The organism is Acinetobacter sp. YH16038, from assembly GCF_013417275.1.
GTDB lineage: Bacteria > Pseudomonadota > Gammaproteobacteria > Pseudomonadales > Moraxellaceae > Acinetobacter.
In genome coordinates this window covers 16,085-42,051 of sequence record NZ_VPEG01000028.1, presented here as the reverse complement: position 1 = coordinate 42,051, position 25,967 = coordinate 16,085, and the positions used below count along the sequence as shown (strand labels likewise).

At 42.0% G+C, this 25,967-nt stretch carries 24 protein-coding genes; 20 read left to right on the top strand and 4 right to left on the bottom strand.

Going from position 1 to position 25,967, the window contains the following annotated elements; translation table 11 throughout:
- The first annotated feature begins 117 nt into the window (after positions 1 to 117).
- The gene (hisC, locus tag FTV34_RS12640; RefSeq protein ID WP_180070429.1) at positions 118 to 1,209 is read left to right on the top strand and encodes a histidinol-phosphate transaminase; all 1,092 of its coding nucleotides are present in this window, start codon (positions 118 to 120) and stop codon (positions 1,207 to 1,209) included.
- A 99-nt stretch (positions 1,210 to 1,308) separates the two neighbouring features.
- Here the strand turns inward: hisC and FTV34_RS12635 are convergent, their stop codons facing one another.
- Positions 1,309 to 2,640, bottom strand: a complete 1,332-nt coding sequence (locus FTV34_RS12635) for an anthranilate synthase component I family protein (RefSeq protein WP_180070427.1) — start codon at positions 2,638 to 2,640, stop codon at positions 1,309 to 1,311.
- Between the two features lie 262 nt (positions 2,641 to 2,902).
- On the opposite strand from FTV34_RS12635, the gene FTV34_RS12630 reads away from it, so the two are divergent.
- The 6 genes from FTV34_RS12630 (at position 2,903) to FTV34_RS12605 (ending at position 11,086) form a co-directional block, all read left to right on the top strand.
- Positions 2,903 to 3,991, top strand: coding sequence for a DUF6160 family protein (locus FTV34_RS12630; protein WP_180070425.1), 1,089 nt, complete (start codon positions 2,903 to 2,905; stop codon positions 3,989 to 3,991).
- A gap of 189 nt (positions 3,992 to 4,180) precedes the next feature.
- Entirely contained in the window at positions 4,181 to 5,014 is an 834-nt protein-coding gene (locus FTV34_RS12625) for a C39 family peptidase (protein ID WP_180003094.1), read from the top strand.
- A gap of 38 nt (positions 5,015 to 5,052) precedes the next feature.
- Complete coding sequence (locus FTV34_RS12620; RefSeq protein WP_171505611.1) at positions 5,053 to 6,306, top strand: hypothetical protein; 1,254 nt, start codon at positions 5,053 to 5,055, stop codon at positions 6,304 to 6,306.
- 12 nt (positions 6,307 to 6,318) lie between these two features.
- Positions 6,319 to 7,983: an OmpP1/FadL family transporter gene (locus tag FTV34_RS12615; RefSeq protein ID WP_180070423.1), complete on the top strand. Its 1,665-nt coding sequence runs from the start codon at positions 6,319 to 6,321 to the stop codon at positions 7,981 to 7,983.
- A gap of 7 nt (positions 7,984 to 7,990) precedes the next feature.
- The gene (gene filE, locus FTV34_RS12610) at positions 7,991 to 9,130 is read left to right on the top strand and encodes a putative pilus assembly protein FilE (protein ID WP_180070421.1); all 1,140 of its coding nucleotides are present in this window, start codon (positions 7,991 to 7,993) and stop codon (positions 9,128 to 9,130) included.
- A gap of 21 nt (positions 9,131 to 9,151) precedes the next feature.
- Positions 9,152 to 11,086, top strand: a complete 1,935-nt coding sequence (locus FTV34_RS12605; protein WP_180070419.1) for a hypothetical protein — start codon at positions 9,152 to 9,154, stop codon at positions 11,084 to 11,086.
- A 47-nt stretch (positions 11,087 to 11,133) separates the two neighbouring features.
- Here FTV34_RS12605 and FTV34_RS12600 read toward each other — a convergent pair whose 3' ends face one another.
- Complete coding sequence (locus tag FTV34_RS12600; RefSeq protein ID WP_122959126.1) at positions 11,134 to 11,682, bottom strand: NUDIX hydrolase; 549 nt, start codon at positions 11,680 to 11,682, stop codon at positions 11,134 to 11,136.
- Positions 11,683 to 11,805: 123 nt separating this feature from the next.
- On the opposite strand from FTV34_RS12600, the gene FTV34_RS12595 reads away from it, so the two are divergent.
- The 13 genes from FTV34_RS12595 to FTV34_RS12535 all read left to right on the top strand — a co-directional run bounded on the left by FTV34_RS12595 (position 11,806) and on the right by FTV34_RS12535 (position 23,338).
- Complete coding sequence (locus tag FTV34_RS12595; RefSeq protein WP_004783401.1) at positions 11,806 to 12,420, top strand: CoA pyrophosphatase; 615 nt, start codon at positions 11,806 to 11,808, stop codon at positions 12,418 to 12,420.
- 14 nt (positions 12,421 to 12,434) lie between these two features.
- Positions 12,435 to 12,965 carry a gamma carbonic anhydrase family protein gene (locus FTV34_RS12590; RefSeq protein ID WP_175966748.1) on the top strand — a complete coding sequence of 177 codons (531 nt, stop codon included), beginning with the start codon at positions 12,435 to 12,437 and terminating at the stop codon, positions 12,963 to 12,965.
- Positions 12,966 to 13,105: 140 nt separating this feature from the next.
- Positions 13,106 to 13,771, top strand: coding sequence for a tRNA (adenosine(37)-N6)-threonylcarbamoyltransferase complex dimerization subunit type 1 TsaB (gene tsaB, locus FTV34_RS12585; protein WP_180070417.1), 666 nt, complete (start codon positions 13,106 to 13,108; stop codon positions 13,769 to 13,771).
- Positions 13,772 to 13,787: 16 nt separating this feature from the next.
- Positions 13,788 to 14,612, top strand: coding sequence for an undecaprenyl-diphosphate phosphatase (locus FTV34_RS12580; protein WP_005234173.1), 825 nt, complete (start codon positions 13,788 to 13,790; stop codon positions 14,610 to 14,612).
- Positions 14,606 to 15,424 carry a class I SAM-dependent methyltransferase gene (locus FTV34_RS12575; RefSeq protein WP_004783394.1) on the top strand — a complete coding sequence of 273 codons (819 nt, stop codon included), beginning with the start codon at positions 14,606 to 14,608 and terminating at the stop codon, positions 15,422 to 15,424. The genes FTV34_RS12580 and FTV34_RS12575 overlap by 7 nt, the downstream gene beginning before the upstream one ends.
- A gap of 124 nt (positions 15,425 to 15,548) precedes the next feature.
- Entirely contained in the window at positions 15,549 to 16,949 is a 1,401-nt protein-coding gene (locus FTV34_RS12570; protein WP_180070415.1) for a C13 family peptidase, read from the top strand.
- 39 nt (positions 16,950 to 16,988) lie between these two features.
- On the top strand, positions 16,989 to 17,825 hold the full coding sequence (gene fghA, locus FTV34_RS12565; protein WP_179993140.1) for an S-formylglutathione hydrolase: 837 nt from the start codon (positions 16,989 to 16,991) through the stop codon (positions 17,823 to 17,825).
- 160 nt (positions 17,826 to 17,985) lie between these two features.
- Positions 17,986 to 19,032 carry a YjgN family protein gene (locus FTV34_RS12560; protein WP_306670000.1) on the top strand — a complete coding sequence of 349 codons (1,047 nt, stop codon included), beginning with the start codon at positions 17,986 to 17,988 and terminating at the stop codon, positions 19,030 to 19,032.
- Between the two features lie 11 nt (positions 19,033 to 19,043).
- Positions 19,044 to 20,183 carry a M48 family metallopeptidase gene (locus FTV34_RS12555; RefSeq protein ID WP_180070411.1) on the top strand — a complete coding sequence of 380 codons (1,140 nt, stop codon included), beginning with the start codon at positions 19,044 to 19,046 and terminating at the stop codon, positions 20,181 to 20,183.
- Between the two features lie 263 nt (positions 20,184 to 20,446).
- On the top strand, positions 20,447 to 21,133 hold the full coding sequence (gene rpe / locus FTV34_RS12550; protein WP_034170624.1) for a ribulose-phosphate 3-epimerase: 687 nt from the start codon (positions 20,447 to 20,449) through the stop codon (positions 21,131 to 21,133).
- A 627-nt stretch (positions 21,134 to 21,760) separates the two neighbouring features.
- The gene (gene sugE / locus FTV34_RS12545; protein ID WP_180070409.1) at positions 21,761 to 22,078 is read left to right on the top strand and encodes a quaternary ammonium compound efflux SMR transporter SugE; all 318 of its coding nucleotides are present in this window, start codon (positions 21,761 to 21,763) and stop codon (positions 22,076 to 22,078) included.
- A 69-nt stretch (positions 22,079 to 22,147) separates the two neighbouring features.
- Positions 22,148 to 22,630: a methylated-DNA--[protein]-cysteine S-methyltransferase gene (locus tag FTV34_RS12540; protein WP_180052994.1), complete on the top strand. Its 483-nt coding sequence runs from the start codon at positions 22,148 to 22,150 to the stop codon at positions 22,628 to 22,630.
- Positions 22,631 to 22,732: 102 nt separating this feature from the next.
- Positions 22,733 to 23,338, top strand: coding sequence for a nuclease-related domain-containing protein (locus FTV34_RS12535; RefSeq protein WP_180070434.1), 606 nt, complete (start codon positions 22,733 to 22,735; stop codon positions 23,336 to 23,338).
- A 19-nt stretch (positions 23,339 to 23,357) separates the two neighbouring features.
- Here FTV34_RS12535 and FTV34_RS12530 read toward each other — a convergent pair whose 3' ends face one another.
- Together FTV34_RS12530 and FTV34_RS12525 are read right to left on the bottom strand one after the other, a co-directional pair.
- Positions 23,358 to 24,293, bottom strand: a complete 936-nt coding sequence (locus FTV34_RS12530; RefSeq protein ID WP_180070407.1) for a tRNA-dihydrouridine synthase — start codon at positions 24,291 to 24,293, stop codon at positions 23,358 to 23,360.
- 198 nt (positions 24,294 to 24,491) lie between these two features.
- Positions 24,492 to 25,931 carry an MFS transporter gene (locus FTV34_RS12525; protein ID WP_180070405.1) on the bottom strand — a complete coding sequence of 480 codons (1,440 nt, stop codon included), beginning with the start codon at positions 25,929 to 25,931 and terminating at the stop codon, positions 24,492 to 24,494.
- Positions 25,932 to 25,967 lie beyond the last annotated feature (36 nt).

Sequence of the window (25,967 nt, the reverse complement as noted above, 5' to 3'; positions counted from 1 at the left end):
TAAATACTTATATTGAATAAAAGATATTTCTCTCCCTTCGGGAGAGGTTAGGTAAGGGGAATTATTTAACCTCTCCCTAACCTTCTCCGAAAAGGAGAGGGAATTTGAGAATAGAAAATGTCGAATATCACCATAGAGCAAATGCGTTTTTGGAGCCCTGAAGTCCGTGAGCTAGAGCCTTACGTTCCAGGCGAACAGCCCAAAATTCAAAACCTTTTAAAATTAAATACCAATGAAAATCCGTATCCACCATCACCGAAAGTCGTGGAAGCGGTGCAAAAAGTTTTAGCCAATGGCGCAGATGTTTTACGCCTTTATCCAGATCCCGATGCATCTGAATTGAAACATGCCATAGCTAAACAACAAAATGTGGCTGCTGAAAATGTCTTTGTCGGTAACGGTTCTGATGAAGTTCTAGCACATATCTTTAAAGCCTTCTTTATTCAGGAACAGCCACTGCTTTATCCAGATATTACCTATAGCTTCTATCCAGTTTATAGCCAGTTCTTTGGTGTCAAAACCAAAATCTTGCCGCTCAATGAAAATTTTGAAATTGTGGTAGATGATTATAAACAGCCAAATGGCGGCATTATCATCACTAATCCAAATGCGCCAACCAGTATTGCGCTTGGTTTGTCTGCTATTGAAGAAATTCTGCAGGCGAATCCAGATTCAGTAGTCGTCATTGATGAAGCCTATGTAGATTTTGGCGCTGAATCAGCAGTAAGTTTGATTGAGAAATATGAGAATCTAGTCGTATGCCAAACGACTTCAAAATCCCGCTCTTTAGCTGGCCTACGTGTTGGTTTCGCGATTGCGCAACCTCATCTGATTGCGGCGCTTGAAGCGGTAAAAAACAGCTTTAACTCTTATCCAATGGATCGTTTTGCGATTGCGGCTGCAGTGGCTTCATTCGAAGATCAGGAATACTTTGAAGCACAAAATGCTAAAGTGATTGCCAGTCGTGAAAAACTGGTTAATCAGTTGAATGAGCTCGGTTTCAAAGTCTTGCCATCAAGCGCGAACTTTATTTTTGCTTCACTACCATCAAAAGATGCAGGTGAGTTAGCAGCTGAATTACGGGAACGCGGCATTATCGTACGTTACTTTAATAAACCTCGTATCAATCAATTTTTACGTATTACCATTGGTACAGATGAGCAAAATCAGCGTTTAGTGGATACATTGAAAACCGATATTTTGGCGTAATCCCCAACCTCCTATTTAATAAAGAACAACTCTATTCCTCCCTTTTTAAAGGGAGGTTAGGAGGGATTAAAAATGCGACTCGGTTGAGCCGCTTTTTATTTATTCGGGTTTATACCAGGTATTGAGTAAATCCAGCATGGCCTCGACTTTATCAAAACACTCCTGATATTCTGCATCACAGTCAGAAGAAATCGTAATTCCGCCACCAGCCCAAAGTGAAACCTCATCTTGATATTTCTGAATTGAGCGAATCAGAATATTCCAGCTTCCTGTTCCATCAAAATTAAAATAACCTAATGAACCACAATACGCTCCACGTGGAGCACCTTCTAACTCTTCAATAATTTGCATGGCGCGAATCTTTGGTGCACCGGTAATTGATCCGCCTGGAAGCGCAGACAGTAATACATTAAAAGGATGCACACCTTCTTTTAAGGTCGCTTCGACTTCGCTGACCATATGATGTACCTGATTAAATGACTCAATATTGAATAGTTTAGGTGTCTTGACTGAACCTGTTTCTGCATAAACACTGAGGTCATTGCGTAACAAATCTACAATCATGACATTTTCAGCCTGATCCTTCCTTGAGTCTTTTAATCGTTGTTTGGATTGCTCATCAAGCACCGGATCGGCAAAACGTGGCATGGTACCTTTAATCGGTTTGGTGACAATTTTTCGATGTGCTTCAAAGTCAATAAACAGTTCAGGTGAACAGCTCAGTAATTCAAAATCACCTATACGAAGATAGCCCGCATAAGGTGCATTGGTTAATGTCCAGAAAGCATGTGCAGTTTCTAATAATGAACCTTCAGCAAGTGCTGTAAATTCTTGGGTTAAGTTAATCTGGTAGCAATCACCGGCTAGAATATAATCCTGAATATCCTGGAATGCCTGTGCATAGCGAGATTTGTCCCAACGTGGGCTGCAAAGGGTCTTTAATTGAAACTTCGGTGGTATGGATGCTTGATTTAATAGATTTTGAAGATGATTGAAAATATCTTCTGCTTGCAGATCATGACTATAGAATACCCATTGATCAGCTTCAAACTTAATATAAGAATCAAACTGACCGATAAATAGGCCAGGTTGAGCTCGTTCTGGGTACTGGGTGTGCTGTCGAGCAGCGTAATCATAGCCAATAAACCCAACATAACCCCCAGAAAATCCATTCGCTTTAATATCTGGAGTTTGCTCAAGCTCTAATATGAGTTCAGATATATCAGCCTGATATTGCCCGATATCCACTCTCTTAAATGACTGAGGTTGTCCATCTTGCACCATAAAATATTTCTGTGCACAGCAGGCAATAAAAGGCTGCCCATTATTATTTAAATATATCAGGTGATCTAAGGGGCTTAATGCATGCAATAGATCTTTAAGCTGAAGAGATGCAAAACTTAAAGGACAATGGTAAGGAGCTTCGTTCATTCAGTAGCGCATATTCCGATATGAGCCGGTATTTTATATCAAGAATAGGAAAAAATATTTCTAAATCATCAAATACCGTTTGTCGGTAAGCTCAATATTGCGACCAACGACAGTTGATCAAAATATGACTCGACGTTAAGTTAAGTGGGCGAGCAAAATTACTCAAGGAAAGATGCTTGGCGTTGTCAGAAAATAAAAAACACAACGTCGGCACTGAGTGATTCACAACCAAAAAAAAATAGTACTCTTGGGAGAGTAAACAATGAAAAAATTCACAAAATTGGCTTTAGCTGCTTCAGTTGCTTTTAGTGCAAATGCGATGGCGATGCAAGCAATGGATGATGCATCCCTAAGCGCTACAACGGGTCAAGATGGTATTAGTATCGGGATCGGTATTTCAAAAATTGCTATTGAAAAGTTATTTATTCACGATAATGACGGTTTGAAAGGTGGTTATGATCAGGTTGATACAACTGATGGTACTATAACTCGACAAACAGCGGGTGCTGGTTCGATTGTAATTCGTGGTACGACGGATACAGCGCCGGATGCTGCAGCTCTTGCTAATCCAACTACGGCTACACATGGTGTAGTAATTGGTGCTAACTATGATAATAACAATAAATACTTATTAACTTCACGTAACTTGGCTGATTTGACAATTGATTCAGATGCAGGTGCTGGTAATCCATTTATTAATGTAGCTGCAAAAGTATCAGGCCTTGATATCAAAATTGGTCGAATCGGTGTAACTGCATCTGGTACTGCAGGTGCGGGCGAGAATGCAAATACAGTTCGTCGTGGTGGAACTGGTACTATTAATGATATTATTAGTGGCTTGGAAGTTAAAACAGGTGTGATGGATGCTAATATCCAATTAGGTGCTGCACCTCAAGGCGCGATGATCAAGCTGAAAACCACAATGGAAGGTGGTTTGGAAATCAAAAATCTCGGTATTTTGGATAACTCTACATCGGGTGTAATGGTAGGTAGAACTACTGTAGGTACTACTGAAAATGTGCCAGTTTCTACTCGTAACTCTGGTGAAATCTTTATTGAAAGCATCAAAATTGCAGATGCGAAGAAAAATGATTTAAGTATTGATCAAAGCATTTCAGTATTTAATGATGCTTATGTGGGTACAAGTGATACTATCGGTAAAGCAGCGCATATACGGATTGTAAGCAATGATACTGGTGCTAAAGATCAATATATTAAAGGTATTCATTTAGGTAACCGTAGCGCAGCATCATCAATTGGTGATATGGAAGTTCAAGGCTTACAAACTTTCTATTCTCCATCTCTTAATACATATACAAAAGGTGCAATTATTACCATTTCTGGTCACTAATTTTTACCTTAAAAAAGCGCGTGTTTACACGCGCTTTTTTTATGACTACAACATCTATCTAAAAAAATAAAAAAAGACTGTATTTTTTTGAAAAAGAAGGTATCTTTCTAGTTACAGGGAAGTAGAGTGAAGACTCTATAAAAAGAAAAATTAGGCACATCATGCCAATGATAAGAAAAGTAAAAGAATATGTTAGAGATTGCATTGGGCTCGGCATTGATGTATTACGCTGCCAAAGAAGCTCTGGATATTAAAAAACAGCCACCAGGCGCTGTTCACTATACTGAAGTTCTTGATTCAAGAAATGATTCTTTCGTACGTATGCACCGCGAACATGTGGAAGTCAAACCTGCACTGTTAGACCAGTTTCAGGGAATTGTGCGTCAGGCTTATGATTATAGTTGTGGTTCAGCAGCACTTACGACTTTATTAAATGGCTATGTAGGTACTCGGCTGGATGAGCAGCAAGTCATGAATGGCCTAATGAAATTTGGTGAAACGGATAAAATCATCGAACGTCGTAGCTTTTCCCTTCTTGATATGAAGCGTTTTGTTGCTGCTTTAGGCCTAGAAAGTGGTGGCTATCGCGGGGAATTTGAAGATCTGGTTAAACAGGGGCAACCCGCCATTGTTCCTATTTCCTATGCAGGATTTAAACATTTTGTCGTGTACAAAGCTTATAAAAATGGACGGGTGTATGTTGCAGATCCTGCGCTAGGTAATATCAGTTTTGATGAACAGCGATTTAAGGAAATTTGGGAAAACAATACTTTATATTTAATTAATGTCCCTGAACAATATCGAAAAAACTTTTTGGCATTAAAAGAGTCGGATATGCGTCATGTCGAAGATGCAACCATTAACCGTTATGCTTTAGTTGATATGCAGTATCCACAATTCTATATGGATAAAATTGCCGATAAAGCATCGACTATCCGTATGGATCGTAACCGTAATGTAGATTCAGAAAAATTTGGGGAATATCAATATAATTTTCTCAGACTTTATTACAAGAATAAATAAAACGAAAAGATGGCTATAGAAAAATTAAAAATGGTGAAATGGATATGAACAGTAAATGGATGAACAAGACATTCTTGGCGCTCAGCATTCAGATGGTCATGGGAGTGGCATGGGCTGCGGATGAGCCTGAACTGGGTGAGTATGAAACGGTTGAGGAAGAAGTAGTCGAGACTGCCGCATCCGTTGATATTCAGCCTGAACCAGCAGCAACTCAGGCTGTAGAAGAACCTGAACTTGGGGGGTATGAAACAGTTCAGGAGGAAGCTGTAGCAGAGCCTGAACTGGGAGGATATGAAACCGTTCAGGAAGAAGCTGTTGTTGAAACAGCTGCACCTGTTGAAGCTCCAGCCACTCAAGCAGTAGATGCATCTCAAGCCTTACAGAAAAAAGAAGGAGATGCTACTCAGGAAGCGAGTCTAGAAGAAGTATTTACTTCAAATGAGCGTCAATACTCACTTATTAAACAAGGTGAGATTTCATCCTATTATGATATCGATTATACCTATTATCGAGATACACAACTCGATATGGAAATGGCACAGGGCCAGTTGTATCAACTCCGTGTTCAGGAAAATGCAACGCATAGCCTGACCAATACTTTCACTTTTCAGTATGGGGTGAAAGATAACCTGACCTTAACAGCTTCTTTACCTTTAGTCGCTAAAACAGATCTATTAAAAGATACCTCTACAGCAGGATTAGGGGATATTAGTCTAGGTGCACGTTGGGAGCCATTCCCTTTAAAAGCAGGTCGTTTACCACTTATTTTATTTGCTAATTTGTCGACTAAAACAGGTGATAGCCCATATGAAATTAATGCAGCAAAAGATCTGGCTGCAGGCAAGGGATATTACTCAGCCGGTGTGGGGGCGAGTACACGTAAATATATTGATCCAGTGGTACTATTTGCCTCTGTTTCTGCAAATTATGGGTTTAAGGAATCTGGCTTAGATCAGCGTCGTGGTACACGCATTATTGAAGAATTTGAACCAGGAATTAGTGGTGGTTTCGCTTTCGGTTTTGCTTATTCATTTAACTATGATGTTTCCATGACCATGTCATATCAGCAAAGCTTTAATACTGGTGCCGAATTTAAGTATCACACGGGTGAAAGCTATTCAGCCGCTGATCAGACTAGCTCGACTTTTGCGATTTCTTTAGGAGTGCGTGTATCCCCAGAAACCATTGTAAATGGTACGGTCGGATTAGGGCTGACCGAAGATGCACCAGATGTTTCACTGGGACTTTCATTCCCACTTGATATTTTAGGTTTCGGTAAGAAATTCAGTTAATAGGGGTGTCGTATGAAAAACATTCGACTTAGCCCGTTATTAACAGGAATTATTCTTGCGGGCTGTTCAAGTTATACCTTTGCACAATTAGGGACCAACCTTTCTGTTGACCTGCGTGCATTGTCTATGGGGAACGCAGTTACTGCAGATCCGCCAGGAGTGAATGCAATTCACTTTAACCCGGCTGCATTGGCTAAAATTGAAGGCTTACAAACCGAACAGCAAATTATTGTTGCGAACTTTGATATTCAGCGTGAATTTACGGTTCCTGCTGGATATAACGTTTTTGGTTATTCAGATGATCCAATGGTCTGTAATGATGGACCTGAAGTGTCTTCTGATTTATGTACAGATTTTAAGGGCCCAGTGAAGGGTGATGTAGAGTATGTCAGTCTCTACGTACCAATTTTGAAAAAAATGGTGGATTTGGGTGAAGGCCTCCCGATGGCAGCACCTACCATGGGGGTCTCTTATAAACCACCAGGCTCTAAAGCAACTTATGCAACTGCCGTTTATGCACCGCTAGTTGCAGGTTTTGGTCATGAAGATGGTAATCCTGCCAATTTTATGGGACAACAGGTTGCTCTGGAGCGAATTACCTATTTATCTCCATCAATTGGTTATGAAGTCAACGACCAGCTTTCGATTGGTGCTTCAATCGGGATGTCTTATCAAGCCATTGCCATGAAAACAGATTTACGTTTTCCCAATGAGCTGATTGGCATGTTGCGTATGATTGATGAAGTCGTATGTACACCATTTAAAGAAAATTCTGACATCATTACTGACATCTTGTTGCTCGGGATCTGTAATGCTGATGAAGGAATGAACCCATTTGGTAAATTTGGCCAAATGCAACTTTCATTAGAACAAAATTTAAGTCCAAGCTATAACCTGGGTGTTCTATGGGAGCCTACTGAAGATTTCAGTTTTGGTATGGTTTACCAGAGTGCTGCCAAAATGCGCTTAAAAGGTAAATATCATATCGATAATGCCAAAGCACCACAGGAAATGATTAAAGGTCTGATGACCTCCCCAACTGGCCAGATTTTAGCTGCAATTCTTGGTTTTCCAAATTATATCCCTTCAAGTGAATCGGGTCTGGTTTCCATGGATTTCGAATACCCAGCTCACTTTCAGGCGGGGATCAAATATAAGGTAATGCCAGATCTACAAGTCAATTTTGATATTGGCTGGACAGATTATGCTGCTTGGGACCAATTCAAGTTTGAGTTCGACCGTACCCTGTCTGCCTTGAAGATTGCCAAACTGTTATCTGCCAATGTAACGGATTCTTCACTTGCATTACCGCTTGGGTTTGAGTCGCCATGGAACTTCGGGATCGGAGTAGAGTATTCAGCAACTGACCGACTGAAACTTCGTGCTGGCTATGAACCACGTACCAGTGCCATTCCAAAAGATAAACGCAATACTATGGTACCGATTAATGGTGCACAGCTATTTGGTTTAGGAGTGGGCTACCGTTTTGACGCAGATACGGATCTGGATCTATCTATTGGTTTCTTACGCAGTAAAGATAATATTCCAGCAAATACCAGTAGCCTAGCGAACCAGACCGGGGTAAATAACCTGTTACTGAATCCATATGCAGGCTTGAATGTCAAAACAGATACCAAGATCACAATTTTAGGTTTGAACTATCGCACCCGTTGGTAAGGAAGAAATGATCAGAACAGGGAACTTAGGGATAAAAATGGTACTGGCATTAAGTCTGGTACCATGGTCTTTTTATACAAATGCCAGAGAGTTTATTACGATCATTGGGCCCGATGGGCGACCATTAGTTGTGCCACGTCAAAATAATGAGCAGAAAGAAACAACAAAAAACCAAGCGGCCACTACTCCGAAAAAATTGACTACGCCCGTTACATCTACTGCACAGGATCTGAAAAAATCCGAGCCAAAGGCGGTGGAAAAAAGTGTGACAACAGGTGAGCAAAAAAATAATATGGTTGTACAACCAGTACAACCAGTACAACCAGTACAACCAGTACAACCAACTAAACACGTTGAGTCTAGATTACCGCAGCACTTACCACCAGTGACACAGCTTCAAACCCCTGAACCTGTCATTCAGGCAGTACCTGATCCTGTTCAAAAACAGGGTTTCAGTCAGGTTGAAGGGGTGGAATATGTGGATAGTGAATATCTGGAAAATAAAGAATTTAATCTGGAAGGTAAAAAACGTTTCTATAGTATGCCTGAAGGGATAGTTGATAAAAATATTGGGTCAACACGTGTACAGACGATTGAGCGTGAAAAAGGAGTTGGACAGTCGATTATAAAATCCTTGTTTCAACAACCTGTCGTAGATTCTGGTCCTATTGTACTGGCTCAAACCTACTATCGTATTTCTCAGCCTGAATCTGTAGAAAGCTTAGGTAAGCAGTGTTTTAAAGATAAAAAAGTTAAGAATGCGAAAGAGATTAGTGCAGGTAAATCCATTAATCTGTGGCCACGGGCACCGCTGAAATCAGATGAGTTTGATTATGAAATTGTGAAGCTAAAATCTGATATTAAAAATATTCAGATTCAGTCTTATGCTTCCCGTCAGAATAATCCTGCCTATTACTGGCCATTTGTTGTATTTCTGGATGAACGAGGCTGTGTTTTAGAAGGGGCGGGCGGTTTTAAAAATCAGGAAGCACAAGCCAATATTATTCAACATGAGAAGATACAGGGAATTATTCAGATTCCTGCGCAAAGCCAATATGTATTAATGACCCCACTCGCTTCAGCCATAGATGTTGAAGACAAGATGCTGACAAATTATGGACAACTAAAACTAGTCGCCATTCGATAAGGACGATTCGAGTAGAATAAGATGAAAAATAAAATATTATATCCATTTGCTTTCACTGCTTTATTTGCCGCCCTCAGCGGATGCGGAGGTGAAAGTGCGAATGTCATACCCGAACAAAATGATGAAGCCACCACGAACGGTTCATGCTCTGCTACTGCAACGAATTGTCTGGAATGGGGGCTTGAATATCCAATTGATGGTCTTAATTTTAATTGTAGTGGTGATAAAGAAAATACCTTTATTACTTTATTTGACCAAAATGATGGGGTGGCGTCAGGTACTTGTCAAAAAGCAGATAGTATTGAATTTTATCTGAAAAGTTTTAGTGATACCAAAATCAAGTTGGGTACTGTAAAGCTTTCTGAATATATGAACCTCAGTACATCGAGTCAATTACCTCGACTAAGTGTACTTGATATTGCTAAGGGAATTACCGGTCGTAATATTGCCAGAATCGAACAGACAGACCCAACCGTACAGGTGGCGATGAAACTGGTCAAAATCTGGCAGACCTTGGCACTGGAAAAAGGCCGTATCTATAATCCGACGGATGTACAGCCCTTGTATATCACAGAGGATATGCGAAAGAATCTGGGCAAAATTAATAAAGATATCAACCTGACAGATGCAAATTTAGCAGAAACCCTTAAACCTTTTATTGATATTAGCCAGATTAGTGATGATCAGGCCTTTGAAGTCGTAAAAAAACTGGCCAATATTGCCAGTGCAGCAGTATATCAACCGGAATTTTCTCTGTTCTCAACTTCAGGCATTATTAGTAGTAACTTGACTGGTTCTGATGGTCTGGCGGGTTGTAATAAATCTGTATGTGACATTAAAGATAAAACGACTAAATATTTATTTGGACATTTTATCCTGATTACAGACCGCCAAGGTTATACCTTCGGCAGTGGACTACAGTGGCGTGACACTCAGCTAAAACTGGGCTCCAATAATCTGGGATCTTTGGGTGGCATTAATGCGGAATTGATCCGTAAGGTCAAACCACAGCAAATTACTGCAGTACCGCAAACCAGCTGGATTAGCCCTGCCACGAGAATGCTTTCATCAAATGCACCATATAAAATGAATGTGGCTAACAACAGCAATCCATTAGAAATTTACCAAGGTCGTTTGCTGAGCGATTATGTGATTGCCGGTAAAGAAGCATTTTATAAGATGGCCACAGGTAAGACTGAACTCAGCGATGCTGATCGTGCCAGTCTTGGCTTATGGCGTTTTAATGCCGATGATGACAACTATAGTGGCTCAATTGATCTTTATAAAATTTTCCCGATCAGCTATCTGGATCGTCAAGTCTTTAGAACAGCTGAAAATGTAGAGCCAGGTGAAGAATATATTTTCCCAATGTATGGCAACATGGAGTTTAAATTTAGCGAAAACTCAATTAGCCCTGTTACAGTGGGTGTTGTGATTGATAGTAATGGTGATGTACGTACCAATATGCAGTCCGCGAGCAATCTTGCAACTGATAGCATTAATGGTTGCCAGGGAGATATCTTACCGGCTGGACTTAAAGACAATAACGGCGTTCAACAATATCGTCTCGGTACCTTAGGCCGTGCATTTATAGATGAAAAGACAGTATCTATGCGACTGGTCTTCGCTGATCCTGTATTTGGTTCATTAAATGGTGCTCTGGTGGGTATGAACTCCACTATTCAGGCTTCAACCAATACAGATGATAAGATTGTGATTGGTGGGGCATTACTCAATTTATCTAATGTACTGAATGGAACCAGTCGTGTGGGCTTTACCAACTCAGCTGGAGAAAGCGTAGGCTGGGCGAATACTTATGCCAGCTTCCAGAAAGTCTATAACAACAATAATACTGATGAAACGACGGAGGAGACCAATCTGGCCAAGCTAAGTGGCGGAAGTGTTTCGTTTAAATTAGCGGATTGTTATAGCATCAAAACTAAAAACAAATCATGAAATAAAAAAAGCCCATCCAATGATGGGCTTTTTTATAAAAAGACATTTTAACCTGTATGATCCAAACGAGTTCCCAAGGTCTCTAGGTGCATCGGGAAGTTATTGGTTTTACGGTCTTCAAAATAATGACGAAGCGTATGCTCTACACTCGGGAAAGCCAGTTCACTCCAGGGAATTTCATCTTCGTTAAATAAACGTGCTTCAATGGTTTCTTCACCTGCACCAAATTTTCCATCAATCAGTTGAGACTTGAACAGGACATAAATCTGGCCAATCCGCGGAATATTGTACATGCAGTACAGCTGTTCAATATCCACTTCAGCTTCGGCTTCTTCACGGGTTTCACGAGCTGCGCCCTGTTCCATGGTTTCAAACAGTTCCATATAGCCGGCAGGTAGGGTCCACAGTCCATAACGTGGTTCAATTGCACGGCGGCAGAGCAGAACTTTATCTTCCCAGAGCACCAATGCACCGCAAATCACTTTTGGATTAATGTAATGAATATATCCGCATGTAGTACAAACCTTGCGAACCTTCTGATCGCCTAAAGGAATTTTCTCTGTTGTTTTATGCCCACAGTTCACACAGAAGTTCATATTCATCATCAATGATAACAGTAAGGTCAGGATAACTGAAAAATCAAAATTTGGCATCATTTCTATCCCGCCAAATCAAAAATCAGCTATGATGAAATTATAGTCGCATAGGGAGCTGAATGAATGGATGAGCTGGGATTAATACAACGCTTGCAGAAACATTTACGATTTTCCAAACGGATTCAAACTGCACAGGCTGCTGTATTAATTGCGATCACAGATGAAGCTGATCCCAAAGTTTTGCTGACACGTCGTTCAGCTTATATGAATAATCATGCAGGGGAAGTGTCTTTTCCAGGTGGTAAACGTGACCCGCAAGATACCAGTAATATTGTAGTGGCCTTGAGAGAGGCGTATGAGGAAACGGCGCTTAATCCATTTGATGTGCATCTGATCGGGGATCTCCCGATGCAAAAGGCACGTAATGGGATGCTGGTTAAGCCTGTGGTGGGTTTAATTCCGCCTACGATTCAACTCATTCCTCAGCCGACGGAAATTGACCGGATTTTCTTTGCTTCTTTGCAGCACTTGCTGGAAGCCCAGCCCATGCCTTATGAAGTGCGGTTTGCCCAGCAGTCTTTATATTTTCCAAGTATGCGGGTAGAAAATGAGATTGTCTGGGGACTCACCGCACGTATGCTAATTTCATTATTTCAGTACGGGCTTGACTATAAAAAAGACTGGCCATTTTTACTTAATTCACCTGCGTTTAAACGCTCAAAATTTTTTAACCGTTGAACAGGATTTCAGCCATGTTATATCAGTTTCAGGGACATACACCAAAAGCAATACATCAGCCATGGGATGGGTGGGTGGCACCTACAGCGACAGTCATTGGGCAGGTCGAATTAGGCAAGCAGGTGAGTGTCTGGTTTGGCGCCGTCGTTCGCGCCGATAACAGTAAAATCCGTTTAGGTGACTTCACCAATGTTCAGGAAAACGCGGTGCTACATACCGATGCTGGGATTGAAATGAACATTGGGAATTATGTGACCATTGGTCATCAGGCCATGCTGCATGGCTGTACTATTGGCGATAATAGCCTGATTGGGATTCAGGCAGTGATCTTGAATCATGCCGTGATTGGTAAGAATTGTATTATTGGTGCCAATGCCCTGATTCCAGAAGGGAAGGTGATTCCTGATAATTCGGTGGTGATGGGCTCACCAGGCAAAGTCGTGAAAACTTTAGATGAAGCCAGTATTCAGAAACTAAAAATGAGTGCCATGCACTATGCTGAGCATTTCCAGAAATTTCAGGATCTGGAAGAAGTACAGCTTTAGGCTGTTATCTGAATAATGTCCTCAGTTAAGCCTAGAATTTTCTAGGCATTTTTGTATCTGGCTTGGGAAAATCTCGCCTAGAAGATATGAGTGGAGTATTATATTCGACGTTTTTTATATTCTCTGAATTAAGGTTGTGCATGAAAGTGCTGGCATTGGAGACTGCCAATGAGCAGTGTTCCGTCTCTGTGATCGATGATACTCAAGAACTATTTTTTCAGCTTGATGCGCGCGCCAAGGCACAAACGCAAACCATTCTTCCAATGATTGAACAAGGCCTCAATGATCTGGGCTGGGCTGTGTCTGATTTGACAGCGATTGCCTTTAGTCGTGGCCCGGGATCGTTTAGTGGTGTTCGTATCAATGCGGCTGTGACTCAAGCTTTGGCTTGGTCAAATGATCTGCCTGTAATTCCGGTATCGACTTTACAAGCTTTGGCGCAAGCGGCATATCGTTTGCATGGTCTAACTGCAGTAACTGCAGTACTGGATGCACGGATGAATGAAGTCTACGTTGCCAGTTATCAGTTAGATGCTCAAGGGATTATGCAGGATGTTGATGAAGAACAGCTTTTGAGTTATGAACAAGGTGCCGAGGCAGTCAAATTTACTGTGGTGGGTTCAGGTGCCAATCTAGTTCAAGAAACAGCATCTGAATATAAAAATGTCAGTGCAACAGCGCAGGATATTGCCGTGATTGCGCGTGCAGCAGCAAAAACAGAAAATTGGGTCAGTGCAGAATTGGCACTTCCGGTATATTTACGTGATAACGCATGGAAAAAAATTCCAGAACAAGGCAAAGCATAATTAATCAGGATTAAGCATGGATCTTTTACTGCTGCTGAAAGCAGCAATTATGGGTATTGTTGAAGGTATTACCGAGTTTTTGCCTATTTCCAGTACTGGGCATCTGATTTTGGCTTCAGAATTAATGAATTTCTGGACCAAAGAAAAAAGCGATGTTTTTGTCGTCGCAATTCAGATGGGGGCAATTGCCGCGGTTATTTATGAATATTGGGCACGGCTTTGGGGTGCAGCAACCGGGATCGTAAGTGGTGAACCGCAAGGACGCCGTTTAGGGATTGGCCTGATTCTGGCCTCTATTCCCATTGTGCTGATTGGCCTGACCCTAGGGCAAACCGTAAAGGAGCTGCTATTCAATAATATTGCGATTGCCATTGGTTTGATCGTTGGTGGTCTGATCATTATCTGGATTGAGAAGAATCCACCCAAAGTGCGTGCACAAGAAGTTGAAGATCTAACCGTGAAAGATGCGATCTGGATCGGTCTGATTCAGGTCTTATCCCTGATACCGGGAACTTCACGTTCAGGTGCGACCATTATCGGTGCGATGTTCCTTGGCGTATCACGCAAGGCTGCAACTGAATTTTCATTCTTCTTGGGGATTCCAGTCATTATCGGGGCAGGTCTGCTCGATCTGTATCAAAGCTATGATGTTTACAGTACCACAGAAGACTGGACAGTTCTGGCAGTCGGTATCATCGTATCGTTCATCTCGGCACTTTTATTAATCCGTGCCTTGGTAGCCTATGTGGCAAAACGTGATTTCATGGTTTTTGCCTGGTATCGCATTGCCTCAGGTTTACTGATTTTATTATTTGCCTTTACAGGTTGGAGATTATGGTAAGCACGATTCGCTTATATACCGAATCTGAGTATCAAGAGAAAGCACAGCACTTCGAGGCTGTGCTTTCTTCTCGTGGTGTAGAGGTTAGTATTGAGGTTATTGAAAAGCTGAATGCACGTTTCTTGCGTTTACATCCCGAACTGGCGCTGTGTGTTGATGCTGACGGCCTATGGCTCTGTGCCAATGGCATGAAAATGCAACCAGATTGGCAAGCAGAAGTAGGGCGCTTAAAACGTGCCTCTTTAAAATCGGAAATGATTGCTCGTGCTTGTAACCTCGGAGAAAAGCCGACTCTTATCGATGCGACAGCTGGGCTAGGTCATGACAGTCTGTTGATGGCACATTTGGGTGCTCAGGTGACCTTGGTCGAACGACATCCTATTTTATTTACCTTACTTGAAGACAGTCATCACCGAGCGCAAAAGGATGCTTTTCTAAGTTCGGTGGTTAAGCGGATTCATCTGGTTTTTTCAGATTCTACAGACTATCTGAAATCACAGGCTGAGCAGAATGCGGTCGTCGATGTAGTTTATCTGGACCCGATGTTTCCACAACGCGATCAGAACCAGCAGGCACCGAAAAAACAGGCACAGGTGAAAAAACAAATGCAGTTATTACATCTGCTTTTACCGGAAGATGGTGAAATGGATCTGGGAGATAATCTCTTAGAATTGGCACAAAAAATTGGCAAGCGGGTGGTGGTGAAACGTCCTCGTCTGGCTGTATTTTTAGCTGGAAAAGAACCAAATCATCAATGGTCTGGTGATGCTTGCCGTTTTGATGCCTATTTTCAGCATGAACTGGTTACTTAATATGAGAATTGCTTCAAAATAGATCAAGGATTTGTTATATATTTAAAAATTGGCATTGATAAAACTTATATCAAGCATAAACTTATTGGGCACATTAGCGAGCCACTCATCTCCCTGAAATCATATGATCGACTTTAAACCCTCCATCAATTTTTGGCACGATTTTAAAAGCAACCAAATTGCCGGGATGTGGTTATTTCTGGGATCTCGGCGTTCGCTGCAACTGGTGCGTCCCTCTATTCTACAACTGGTGTTCTGGGGCATTTTGGGCGGCTGTGCTAATAGCCTGTTTAGCTGGCTCAGTTCCGGCCGCATGGGAGATTTTAACTCTCAAGGTTTGATCAGTTATGCACTTTGGCCCTTTATTGCCTTGATTGTCGGGATTTTCTTGTCCCAACGGGTGAATAATCCTCGTCTGATGCTGGTGCCAGCACTACTCTGGCTAGTGCTGGATACGCATATCATGCTGTTCCAGAGCCTGATCCAGTATCTGGGTGATCTGGATTATCTACCCTATATTTTCTACGCCTATATTCCGACCCTGTTTGTCATGCTGTTTGTCTGGCAAAGTCTGGCTGTGGTCTGGGTGATTTCACGTGAATTAAAATGGCCGTGGTGGGAACGGACACTGATTATGCTGGCCACCTTATTTACCTTGGTGGTGTGGCAGATTTCGGTGAAAGATCAGCCCATCTGGAAAGTTGAAGAAATTCCACCAAGTTTTGCTGAAGATGCTTTCTATGCTCAGCCGATCTTGCTGAATAAGGCGCTGGATGCAATTGAATATGGTGAATTTGCACAGTCGCATTGGTACTTTATGGGTGTGGCTGGCGCGAGTTATCAGGATGTGTTCTATTCAGAAATAGAGCGGATTAAAAAGCAGTTTGATACCCGGTTTGGGACTTTTGGCCGTTCGATTATGCTGGTGAATCATCCGGCAACACGGACTGAGATTCCACTTGCTTCCAAAACCAGCATGGAATTGGCCTTGCGCCGTATTGGCCAGCAGATGAACCGGGAAAGTGATGTACTGTTCCTGTATATGACCTCACATGGCTTGCCAAATGAATTTGAAATGGAAAATGCACCGCTAGATCTGGCATCAGTCGATCCAAAATGGTTGCGTGATACTCTGGATGCCTCAGGTGTACGCTGGCGAGTGATTGTTATTTCTGCCTGTTTCTCAGGTAGTTTCGCTTCGGCTTTGCAGAATGATAATACTTTAATTATCACAGCCTCTGCTGCTGACCGTCAGTCTTTCGGTTGTTCAAACGAAGCTGATTATACCTATTTCGGCCGTGCTTTCTTTGATGAGGCCATGCGTGAAAATAACAGCCTGAAAGCCTCTTTTGAGCAGGCCAAGACTACAGTGGCTAAATGGGAAGCAGCTCAAGGATTTGAACCGTCAGAACCACAATGGGTGATTGGCAAAAATATGGAATTGATGTTGCCACAACTGGAACAGCGTCTTTTCCCTCCAGCGACGACCACTTCAGCATCTCCGTCTGTCGCTTTGACTCCATAAACCAATCTACAACTTTAGAAAATAGAAAAAGGAATGATGATGGAACTGGTACAGAATAATCGAAGCTTTGAGGGTGAACAGCGGATTTATAGCTTTGAGTCTAAAATATTAAAAAAACCAACCAGATTTGGAATCTTCCTGCCGCCACAAGCTCTGGAAGGCCAAAGTTGTCCTGCTTTGTTCTATTTAGCTGGCCTGACCTGTACGGAAGAAACTTTTGCAATCAAGGCACATGCCCAGCGTCTGGCTGCCCAGCTTGGCCTGATTCTGATTACACCAGACACTTCACCGCGTGGAGACGATGTTGCCAAAGGGGATCACTGGGATATCGGGCAAGGCGCTGGCTTTTATATCAATGCCACTCAAGCACCGTGGGCTGAACATTATCAGATGGAAAGCTTTATCGTCGATGAGTTGTATGAACTGGTGTGTGAAGAGTTCGTAGTTCAGGCAGATAAGATCGGGATTTTCGGTCATTCCATGGGTGGACATGGCGCTTTAACTTTGGCTTTTAAATATCCGGAAAAATTCTGTTCAGTTTCGGCATTTGCACCGATTTGTGCACCAAGCCAATGTCCATGGGGTGAAAAAGCATTCTCAAATTATCTGGGCGAAAACCGCAAAGAATGGTTGAAGCATGATGCAACTGCGCTGGTTCAGGAAAAAGGTGCACTGTTTAGCGATATCCTGATTGATCAGGGCTTTTCTGACCAGTTCTATAGCCAGCTGAATCCGGCTTTATTTCAGCAAGCCTGCGATGCTGTGAACCAGAAATTAACCTTACGTGAACATCAGGGTTATGATCATGGTTACTATTTTATTCAAAGCTTTGTAGATGACCATCTACAATTCCATGCTGTGCAATTAAATCCATAAGCCAAGCAGCAAAAGCCAAGCAAACTTAAAAGTACAATGAAACTCCAAGAATAGGTCATATTTTTGGAGTTTTTTATATGAATATCAAATAAATATAATAAAAATGGCATATAAGTTGCTATTCAAAAATCAGGTAGAACCAGTTGCAGTTAAGAACACGATGCACAATAAGCCTGAACCAGAGATTGACCAACCATCACCTCCACTAGAAAAACACAGCTTCCGATTTCATGGCAGTGCCACTGAATATTTTGGAATCTGGATGGTGAATCTGATGTTAACCATCATTACGCTTACTTTGTATAGCCCTTGGGCAAAGGCACGCCGTATCCGCTATTTCTACGGTAATACCCAATTGTTAAAACATCGCTTTGACTTCATCGCCATGCCAAGCCGAATTCTGCTAGGTCGTCTATTGGCATTGGAGTTGTATGTGGTGACACTGATCTTGACCAATTACTCCATTCTTGTCACCAGTTCATTATTTCTGATTGCTGCGATCTCTCTACCTTGGTTAATTCGGATGACCCTGAAATTTAAGGCCCGGAATAGTAAATATGGCAATGTCCGGTTTCATTTTAGTGGAAGCAATCGGGAAGCCTATAAGGTTTTATGGCTCGCGATATTGGTCAATATTTTCACCCTGTTTCTTTTCAGCCCAGTGGTGATCTGGCTATACAAACGTTACTGCTTTAATCATTTATCGATCGGACAACTTCAGTTTAGGCTGGGGATTCAGTTGTCTAAATTTATGTCAGCAGTCTATGTTCCCTTATGTCTGTGTCTGGTGATTGGTATCGCATGGAGTGCAGCAATCGTTTACTGGGTCGATTTGATCGGTACAAACCTGTTTACCTTGGGTATTGTATTGAGCTATCTATTTTGTCTGGCCTTGGTCTGGCCGATGATATCTGCACGCTTATATATGTATAACTGGAATCATGTAGAGCTTGGTCAAAGCTATTTTAAAACCCGAGTAACGACATGGCGTTATAGCTGGATTGTACTCAGTAACTGGATGGTGCGTGCACTCAGTTTGGGACTCATGACTCCTTGGGCGAGTATCCATTTATATGAATATCAACTGGCTAACCTGGAGCTTTATCTGGCAGAGGACGAAACTAATCTAAAAAATATCTTGCAGCGTGATCCAAGTGCTATAGCCGATGAAGTACTGGATATCTTTGATTTCGATGCATCGTTATAGGGGCAAGTAGGATGAAGCGACCTGTTGAAGTCAGATTTTATGATGGGATTTTGGCTGAAGCTCAGCGTGCATGGATTGTCCCTGATCAGCAACGCGGGATTGCCCTGAAACTTAGTGAAGAAACACCCAAACAAGTGAGTGAAGCTGAATTTTATTTTACTTATCCTGATATGGCGTATATTGGCGGGGTCGGGGGACGTAAACCGATTATCGAATTACCTGAAAATCGTCGGATTGAATTTTTAACCAAAGCACCGCATTGGCTGAAGATTAAATCCAAAGAAATCTATCATGCCATATGGAAATTTGAACGTTCTCCACTCCTGATTTTCTTCTCGATGATTATCGTGATATGTGCGGTAATTTTTATTCTTAAATGGGGAATTCCATATACGGCCCAGCAGCTCTCTCGATTACTTCCGGAACAGACCTTGATCGAGGTAGGAAATCAAACTGAGCAGAAATTAATTGAGCAAACTGAGCCATCCAAGCTCTCCGCAGAGCATCAAGCACGTCTAAAAAAACTGTATGAACAGAAAATTGCGGTAGGACAACCTGCAAAGATTATTTTCCGTCAAGGCGGAGAAATCATGGGGCTTAATGCAGCTGCGATTCCGAACAATACCATTATTGTCACCGATGAACTGGTCAAGCTCAGTGGCGCAGATGAAGAAGTTCTTGCAGTACTGGCGCATGAACAAGGTCATCTGGTACAAAAACATAGCATGCAAAAAGTGATTTCCAACCTGGGTGCAGCAGGATTATTTGCCTTGGTAACGGGAGACTTAAGTGATGTCGTGGCGGCATCTATAGCGGTACTCGCCGATGCGGGATATTCACAGGCGCTTGAACTTGCTGCGGATGATTATGCCATGCAACATTTACATCAACAGCAGATATCCAGTATCCATTTGTCGAACTTTTTGCAGCGGGTTGAAAACGCTAGAATCCTGGCAGAGCAGAGTAAAACGATAAAAATGAAAAACTTTACCCTGAATATTGATGGAAAAGAACGGCAAATTACCGAGTCTGAACTGAAATGGTTGCGTTTGATTGGAAAACTCAAAAAATATCTGGAATCGCATCCCGAGCTGGACAAAAGAATTGAACGGATTCATGCATTCGAAGAAAAAATGAGCCAACCTGTTTAGCCCTAATATTGAATGCAAAAACTCATATCTCTATATTCTGAGGATCAAGGCATGTTTAGCCTCGATTTTTTGTTGATGGATATGCGAGTTTTCCTGTCTCAATTAATCATCTTCATCTTAATTTTCATCCAGGTCAAATGATGTTAAGCACAAATACTGTCCAGCGTTACATAGCATTGTATTCACATAACATCCAAGTCACAGTAGCAGGACTGCATTTGGTATAATGAGAAAAATCCAATTTCAGTTAGCCAGGTCCTTTCATGTCCAAGCCTTATTTAATTGCACCTTCTATTTTGTCTGCCGACTTTGCCCGTTTAGGTGAAGAAGTTGAAAATGTACTTCAGGCCGGTGCAGACGTTGTGCATTTCGATGTTATGGATAATCACTATGTACCCAATTTAACCTTTGGCGCAGGTGTATGTAAGGCACTGAAAAAATATGGTATTCAGGCACCTATTGATGTGCATCTCATGGTGAAACCTGTAGATCGCATGATTGGTGACTTTCTGGAAGCAGGCGCAGATATTATTACGTTTCATCCGGAAGCATCTGATCATATTGACCGTTCTTTACAGTTGATCAAATCAGGTGGTGCTAAAGCCGGTCTGGTATTTAATCCAGCGACACCATTGCATTATCTGGATTATGTACTGGATAAGGTTGATCAGGTATTGCTAATGAGTGTGAACCCTGGCTTTGGTGGACAGAAATTCATTCCAATGACTTTGGATAAATTACGTCAGGCGCGCAAGATCATTGATGCTTCAGGTCGTGATATCCGCTTAGAAGTAGATGGCGGTGTGGGACCAGCAAATATTCGTGAAATTGCAGAAGCTGGTGCAGATATGTTTGTGGCCGGTTCAGCGATTTTTGGCAAGCCAGATTATAAAGCTGTGATTGATGAAATGCGTAGTGAGCTGGCTAAAGTCGGTCAAATCCAGCTTTAATCTCTAAAATGTTTAAGGTGCATAAATCTGTGGATAACTTTATGGATAAGTGTGTAGATATCTATGTTGATAACCATATGGATATGTTGCATATTTTGTAATCGTTTGTAGCCTGATTGATTGTATCTTAGACAAAATTTGTATAAAAAGAACTCAATTGGAGTTCTTTTTACATATATCAGCCCTTGATTTTAGTGGTCGTTTATTCATCAAAGGTTAATAATCAAGCCAAACAAAAAGTGATCAATAGGTCTTAGTTTTGTGTTTCATTGTGTAAAATCTCCACGCTTTTTTTAAATTTAATTCATGTGCATAACTTAATAATATGGACTTATTCCTTGTTTGTTTTTCTTACTCAAGTCTCTGTAATGTCATAACACGATGTCCCGTGTTGGCGTTCCTTAAAATAGGCTGAAATCTTCAGGTTGTCCTGAGCATTTGAGTAAGACATGGTTAAGTTAATTCTCATTCAGTCAAATTTTGTAAACGGCAGTTTGGTTTTGTCATCTGTTTTATAAGATGTTTATTTTTTTAGGGGGAACGACCTCCCTTGTTGATTAAATTTATAAAATTCAACAAGAAAAATCGTCAGGACGGCCTGACTCTGTTAATTAGGAGGAAGGCAATATGGCCTGGATTATACTTGTATTCGCTGGACTATTTGAGATTGTCTGGGCCTATTCCATGAAGCTCTCAGAGGGTTTTACTAAACTCACACCGAGTATTTCTACGATTGTTTTTATGGTGCTCAGTTTTGTATTACTGGCCTATGCCATGCGTACTTTGCCTCTAGGAACTGCCTATACCATCTGGACGGGCATTGGCGCAGTCGGCTCATTTCTGGTCGGTGTTATAGTTTTAGGTGAACCTGCTTCTGCTATGCGTATGCTGGCTGCGGTGCTGATTATTTCCGGACTTGTTTTGATGAAATTATCCTCCTCCTAAGAGCTGTTGAGCAGTTCTGATTTCGAGTAAAATAAAAACTGGCAAGCTTGATTCTGTAGGAGTAGGGCCATGCAGCTCAGTTATATTTATATGGATTCGCCTGTAGGACAGTTGCAGCTGGTCGCCAATGAAACGGCATTGGTGGCTGTACTCTGGGATTGTGAAAAACCGAATCGGGTCAGGTTGGCAACTCTGGTTGAAGATCCACAGCATCCCGTGTTGATAGAAGCTCAGCGTCAGCTTCAGGAATATTTTGCCGGTCAACGCAGTACTTTTGAGCTGCCTTTAGATTTTGCCGGTACTGATTTTCAAAAAAAAGTCTGGCAGGCTTTGCTGAATATTCCTTATGGACAGACCCGAAGCTATCGGGAAATCGCTGAACAGGTCGGTAATGTTAAAGCAGTACGCGCCGTGGGTGCTGCCAATGGTAAAAACCCGATTTCGATTATTGCACCTTGTCATCGGGTGATTGGCAGTAGTGGTAAGCTGGTAGGCTTTGCGGGTGGTCTGGATAAAAAAGAAATTCTGTTAAATATTGAGCGAACCCATTAAGATCAAAATCATAAAATTAATGAAAATTAAAATATGGATCAGTTCGTAACACTAATCTTAGGCCAACTCTGGTCCAGTTTATGATGGGTTCTTCTACTTTTTATTGGTTTAATCATTTTTAAGTTATTTAAACCATTTTTAAAAGGGAAGCTGGGAGAGTTCGCTGTTGCCACGCATGTCAAACTTTATCTGAAAGACCCTGAGTATCGGTTATTAAACGATTTGACTCTTCCAGATGGAGAAGGGAGCACAACACAAATTGATCATTTCTTATTAAGTCCTTATGGCCTGTTTGTGATTGAAACCAAAAACTATAAAGGCTGGATCTTTGGTAGCGAGCGACAAAAAACCTGGACGCAAAAACTTTATAAAAATAGCTATAAATTTCAAAATCCGATTCATCAGAATTATAAGCACATCAAAGTTCTGGAGCAGTTGCTGGTTGATATTATTGAGCTAGCCCAGCTGCATTCTGTGATTGTATTTATGCCAGATGCGGTATTCAAAACCCCAATGCCAAATTATGTATTTCGAGGTGCAGGTTGGACAGATTATGTAAAAAGCTTTAATCAGCGAGTTATTTCTGACACCAAGATTAAACGTATCCAGATTCGCTTGGAGAAGGAAGTACTAGAAAAATCCTGGAAAACCAACCGTGAACATGTCGCAAATTTAAACAGGCGGCAATCCGAACAGAAAAGCCTTTGAATCATTCAAAGGCTTTTTCTTAATTTTTCGAGGCTTTTAACTTTTCAGTAATTTCAACCAGCTGTTTAATCCGTTTGACCTCATCCCAGAGTGCTTTGGCTTCAGGATAATGCTTGGACATCATACCCAGCCATTGTTTGTAACGGCCGACCATATTCATTTCCTTTTTATAGGAACCATTCAGGAAACGGATTTGCAGTTCAAGCAGTTCATTCCAGGTGATAAGCGGCTCATCAGAATTCTGGCGAATACATTGGGTCAGATCAGGTGTAGTGACCGCACCACGGCCAATCATCAGGTCTTCACAGCCTGATTCTAGCTGACATTGCTTCGCATCGGCATTGGTCCAGATTTCACCATTGGCAATAACATTGATTTTTAAGGCCTCACGAATTGGTTGCAGCTGATCCCAGAAGGCTGGCGGAGTATAGCCATCGGCCTTGGTCCGTGCATGGACAGTGACCCAGGCCGCTCCAGCATCTTCAATGGCATGCGCATTTTCCATCATGAAGTTGCGATCCATATAACCCAGACGCATTTTCGCCGAAACCGGGATATATGCGGGCACTGCATCACGAACAGCTTTGACCAATTCATAGACGACTTCAGGTTCATCTAATAGCACTGAACCACCACGATGACGGTTTACGGTTTTTGCTGGACAGCCGAAATTCATGTCAATTGCAGGCGCGCCCATAGCAGCGACTTTCACTGCATTGGCTGCCAGCATTTCCGGGTTATTTCCCAGGAACTGTACATGCACCGGCGTACCGGCAGCAGTTTTGCCGTCATTTAACAGTTCAGGGCAGTAGGTATGGTAGATATGATCCGGCAACACCGAATCCGTGACACGAATAAACTCGGTTACACACCAGTCGAAGCTCCCGACGGATGTCAGTACATCACGCATAATCGGGTCTGTTAAGCCTTCCATGGGTGCAAGAACAAGTTTCAACGGTCAACACCTGTTAATTCGAAAAACGGTGTTATACGGCTTTTTGGCGGGAAAGTCCAGGCAGTTTAATTTTCATATGAATTGCATAAAAAGATTAATCCTGAATGAGTACTTATTGGTCTTTTGTGATCTAAATAAAAAAACCTTAAATCGGCTGATTTAAGGTTTGGATTTAAATCTTAAAAACCTAATATTGTCTTAATCGATCAGTTTTTCGACTTTCATACTTTCACGATAATACTGACACCCTTTATACAGTAGGAACACACCAATCAGGCCGGCTATCGCATTGACGATAGAAATTGAATTCCCCACCATTAAGGTATTTTCATAATAACGGTCAGTAATCAGCGCCACCGCAGTTGTACCCACACCGAGTGCAATCAGGTTGGAAATTAAAAGGAATTTAGCTGATACCTGAGAGCGCAACTGGTTCGGTGTCAACATCTGGGTAGCAGCGGCTGATGCTGGAATCGGGAAGGTGGAGAAGAACATCGCGACAAAGATCAATGCGAATGAAAGCTGCATATTGTCGACCTGAGTAAACAGCACACTTGGAATGATCAGGGCAGCACAGCCAATTGCACCGGCACGGATCGCTGCATCGCTATAGCCACGTTTAGAAAAGAAGTCGATGAGCCAGCCACAGAATAAGGCACCTGAAGTATTTGCGACAAGAATAATACTTCCAAGGATATATCCGGTCTGGCTTGCATCCAGGCCAAAGTGACGCATGTAGTAGGCCGGTGCCCAGCCGAGCAGGGAATACAGCATCATGGTGTAGAAAGAGAAGCCAACAAAATGACAGAAGAATGTCTTTTTATGGGTTTTGATAAAACCTATCGAATTCTTAAAAGATGCTTTCACTGCGACACCATTCGCATCCATTTTGAGGCCTTTACGTTCTGGTTCACGTACGGTCAGAATCATGAGTAGTGCCAACAATACACCCGGTAAACCGACAATCATAAAGGTCAGCTGCCAGGTTTTGATTTCACCGATCACCGGTAAAGTGACAAAGCTCACATCTTTGAGCAGACCGATGACATAACCGCCGATCAGGAAAGCCAGTCCTGAACCGATAAAAGCACCAATAGCATAAACACCCAGCGCACGGCCCAGTTTATGTTTCGGGAATAGATCCGCCACAATGGAATAAAAGGCAGGGGAAAGTGCTGCTTCACCTGCACCGACACTGAGGCGAGCCAGAAACATCTGGATAAAGTTTTTGCTGAGACCACAGGCTGCAGTTGCCAGACTCCAGAAGGCAATCCCGACTGAAATAATTTTCACACGGGATTTCTTGTCGGCCAGTGCGGCAATCGGTACGCCCATAAAGGCATAAAACAGGGAAAAAGCCAGCCCTTGTAACAGGCTGAACTGGGTATCACTGAGCATCAGGTCGGCCTTAATTGGCTCAATCATCAGGGACAAAATCTGACGGTCTACGAAAGAAAGAATATAAGCCACCATACAGATGATCACCACATACCATTGATAGCTGCTACGTTCTGGAGCTGCTGGTGGAATTTCTGTAGCTACCTGTTCAGGGATAGGCGTAGTAATTTTTAGATGAGAATCGAGTGGTTGGACGTCATTGTCAACCTTGTCTATGACCAATGTTTTTTCATTCATCATGCAACATCCTGTGCAAGTTATAGTGATTAACTTATT